Source organism: Haloferula chungangensis (genome assembly GCF_042664875.1).
GTDB classification, from domain to species: domain Bacteria; phylum Verrucomicrobiota; class Verrucomicrobiia; order Verrucomicrobiales; family Akkermansiaceae; genus Haloferula; species Haloferula chungangensis.
Genome location: NZ_JBHTBS010000033.1, coordinates 1 through 3,605, shown reverse-complemented (window position 1 = coordinate 3,605; position 3,605 = coordinate 1). Strand labels below are relative to the sequence as shown.

Sequence of the window (3,605 nt, the reverse complement as noted above, 5' to 3'; positions counted from 1 at the left end):
TGGATCAAACCGCCATTTCTCATCCCGGTCTCCAGCGCAACGGAAAGGCGCGGAAGAACTCATCCATTACGATGAAAATAGTAGAACTTTTGCCGTTGACAACCAGGCAGCCATAGCAACGTCGAAGTGGTGGCACCCGCTACCGGGAGCGCCAGTCCGATCTAGGGTAAAGGGTTCTAATCATGTTTCAATCTCCAACTCGCGGCGGGGTAGCGGGTTGTCCACCCACGTCTTGTTAGCCTTGGTTTGATGCACGCTCTTGCCAGAAGGTGATCTCGTAATCCATCAGGTCGTCCGAGTAATCTTCTGGAAACGATACCACCATCCTTCGGTCAGGGAAGTCTCGATTAAGCTTCAGCTGCCACATATCCTTCAAGGTCCTCCCAAGGTAAATGACCTGCTCTCTAGTCGGCCTAGCTTTTTCATTCGGGAAAAGATCGAGGAGATGTTGGTTATTCAGAGTCACTTCTGTTCTCGTCTTGTCATCATCGCACCCAGTCGGAAGGCGTTGGTAATTCTGGGCGTCATGATCTCTAAATGGAGCCATGAACACGCAGTCATCATGAGTAACGAATTCTGGCCAGAATAGTGAAGAGAAGGCCACAGCCAGATTGAACGAACCCATGCCCGCGAGCCAACCGTCTGGGCCGATTTCGCAACTGTTGTGAGACTCCCAATCGTCCAGATCGGTGATGAGGTCGTTATAGTCGCGCATTTTCAGGCTAACGTCGAAGGCCTGGCACCCGCTACCGGGGGCGCCCCTCCGCTTCTAGTTGAGGTTTGTCGCCACCCACCGAATCCAACTCGGATCGGGTAGCGGGTTGTCCAGCGCCGCCTTGTTCGGCTTGGTAATTCCGCCACACGGGATTCGGCCGAATTAACTCTCCGTTGCCCCGGTAATTCCCGTGGGTCGCATGGAGGGCAACAGGGACAAACTCGGACTCTCTAGCGATCAACGCGTCCACCTCATACCAAATCCGATCCTGTGCAAAGGGGTGAGGCTCATCCCCCTTGGATAAAGGGATACATTCGACTCGCAATAGGCTTCCTCTCCATTCAAATGGCCTGATTATCCACTTCAGATCCGAGCTAAACTCTCGGTCCTTTTCCAGGACCTTCAGGAAAGGCTCCTTGGTTAACTTGACATCTGAAAACGTGGTTGCGGACTCCTTCCGTTCCAAGCGGTAAAGCTCACACCCACCATGGGTGCGGTAAACATGCCATCTAATTGCAACGTAGTCGGATGTGTCGTTCCAGGTCACCCAAAGGTAACCCTGCGGTGCCGCCAGCGAGCTGATGACTTTGCCGTCTTTGGTGGTGGCGACGACTTCAGAACCTTCTTCCATGCGAACATCAGTATCATCTCCTCGATCAAAGACTGTAGGAGGAGCCTCCTTAGGATATCGAATCGCGATGCTGAATCTGCCATCAGGAGACGTCGAAAGCGGATGGAGAAGCTTGGCATCCTCCGCAAACGCTCCAACAATCTGGGCATTCAGAACTAGCAAACATAGAAGGAACTGGCGCATGTCGTTTTTTCTGCCGAACGTTTGAGAAATGGCGATCCCGTCCCTCATGGCGGGGCGCCGATTCTCGTTGCCAGATTGAATCACCAAAACAGAAATTCAACAAGGCCGCTGAGAGGGGTCGCCATCTTCGACTTGTTGGGCTTGTCGGTTTCACCCTTTGAGCCACAGCAACCCGAGGAGGACTGCAGCGACGACTATTGACGCGAATGAGACTCCCAAGCCGATCCGGTAGGCTCGCCGGTGACTGCAATCTACTCCACCACATCCGAGACGGAAGAAGTGCCCCGCCCGATACTGAGGAATCTTCGCCCAAGTCATGAGCCCTGCGCCAGAGATCGCGGTGATGCAAGCCACAGAGATCATGTATCCGAGCAATACTGAGGGAAGAGAGAAGAGCCCACCAACGACGGCTATAAACAGGAACAGGGGAATCCCTGAAGCAAAGGCGAGATCCCACGGAATCTGACGAGCTATCGAATCCTGTGTAGTCTTCATTTCTTGCCCAACGTTTGAGCTGAGGCGATCCCGGTGAGCTCACCGGGAAGGCTGCGGGGATCCAAGCAGCTTTCGAAGCTGGCGGCAAGAACTCAACACAACCGCTGAAAGGGGTCGTCCTCGAGCGCCTTGTTCTCGTTGGGCGGTCTTGGGGGCGGGGAGATCTTCGCGGAGGCCGCGGTCCGCCACGGGATAATACCCGATCGAGTGCCGACACCATCCCACGAGACACTCCGAGCGGTGATGATGCGAAGCCCCGGCGAATCAGACAGACAATCTAACAGAGCCTGTCACGTGCTCGGTCCGATCTCTCCTGGCCGCTCCTCTGCTGCCCATCGCATGATGCTCGCTCCGGTCAGCAAAGCTCCGAGGCCTCGAAAGCCTCGACAAGCTCGACCTATCTCCGACTCGGTCTGCTGCCACACCCTCAAAACCCAAAGGCTCTACATTCCACGAGAACGTCAGAGGCATGGCGCGACGCCCGACCTAAGGCGGCGCTCCGTGTCAGATTGAAGGGATTGAATCATGAGAAAGGAAATTCAACAAGGCCGCGGTTAGGCGTCGCCATCGCTGACTTGTTCTGCAGCTTCGTTACTGCCCTTGGGCTTCTCCGCGACCTGGCTACCAACGATAAGCATGCCCACGACTGTAAGTAGCATTGTGCCGAGTGACCCGAGCAGGAATCGCCTGTGTAGATCGCCTCGATGATTCAAGGCCGTCAGACCCTCAGTTAGGTATCGTCGGGAAAGAATCCAGAGCGTCGATCGAAGACCTGAAGACAAGTTGCCGCGTAAGAATCCAGGAGCATGGACTTTTGCGATCTCCGGATGCTCACGCCGGAGGAACCTCCCGAATAGTATGGCATCGACTGCTCCGACGGCCCACGCGACTAGATACACGGCGAATAGCCCCATAAACGTCGACTCAAGAATCATATTCAGCAGAACGTAAAAGCTGTGGCGCCACGACCCCTTGCCCTGACGCCATCTCCAATCAATCAGGCTCCGATGCTGGCGGCAAGCACGCAACAAAGCCGCTGAAAGTGGTCGTCCACCAGCGACTTGATAGGCCTCTTCATGTTGGGAGCGGGGAGGAAAGTTCGACTCGATGTCCGTCGGGATCTACAGCGACGGCACGCCTACCCCACGGAGAATCGGCGGGTTCGGTAATGAGGGAGAAGCCTGCCTCTCGCAGGCGGTCCGCGACCCCATCACATGACCCAACAGCAAATCCAATCCGGGTCGAAGTGCTCGCGGGAAACTTCGTCGATGCCGGATAGAGCTCGAAGGTCCAAGTTCCGTCCGAAGCCGCATAGTGCTCGGGCCCTGATCCGTGTCGGTGCTTCTCGAACTCAAGGCCGACGATGCGATAAAACTCCGCCGATGCCTCTATGTCCTGGCAGCGAATCACCGTCAGATTGGGGCGCGGTGTCGTCATTCAATTTCTTGGCCTATCGTCAAAGCACACCAACCGCCTGACGGCAGCCGCGCGTTTACTCGGGGTTTAGGGTTCTAATCATCTGAAAAATTCGACACGAAGCGGGTCAGGCGGTTGGGTGCTGCGCCTTGTTGGCCTTGTTGA

At 55.6% G+C, this 3,605-nt stretch carries 3 protein-coding genes; all 3 read right to left on the bottom strand.

Features of this window, described 5'->3' with window-relative positions; genetic code table 11:
• Positions 1–235: 235 nt before the first annotated feature.
• Complete coding sequence (locus ACFQY0_RS20945; protein WP_379716932.1) at positions 236–715, bottom strand: hypothetical protein; 480 nt, start codon at positions 713–715, stop codon at positions 236–238.
• A 31-nt stretch (positions 716–746) separates the two neighbouring features.
• The gene (locus tag ACFQY0_RS20940) at positions 747–1,577 is read right to left on the bottom strand and encodes a hypothetical protein (protein WP_379716929.1); all 831 of its coding nucleotides are present in this window, start codon (positions 1,575–1,577) and stop codon (positions 747–749) included.
• A 1,521-nt stretch (positions 1,578–3,098) separates the two neighbouring features.
• Positions 3,099–3,461 (bottom strand): VOC family protein, encoded by a 363-nt coding sequence (locus ACFQY0_RS20935; protein ID WP_379716926.1) that lies wholly within the window; start codon positions 3,459–3,461, stop codon positions 3,099–3,101.
• Positions 3,462–3,605: the final 144 nt, after the last annotated feature.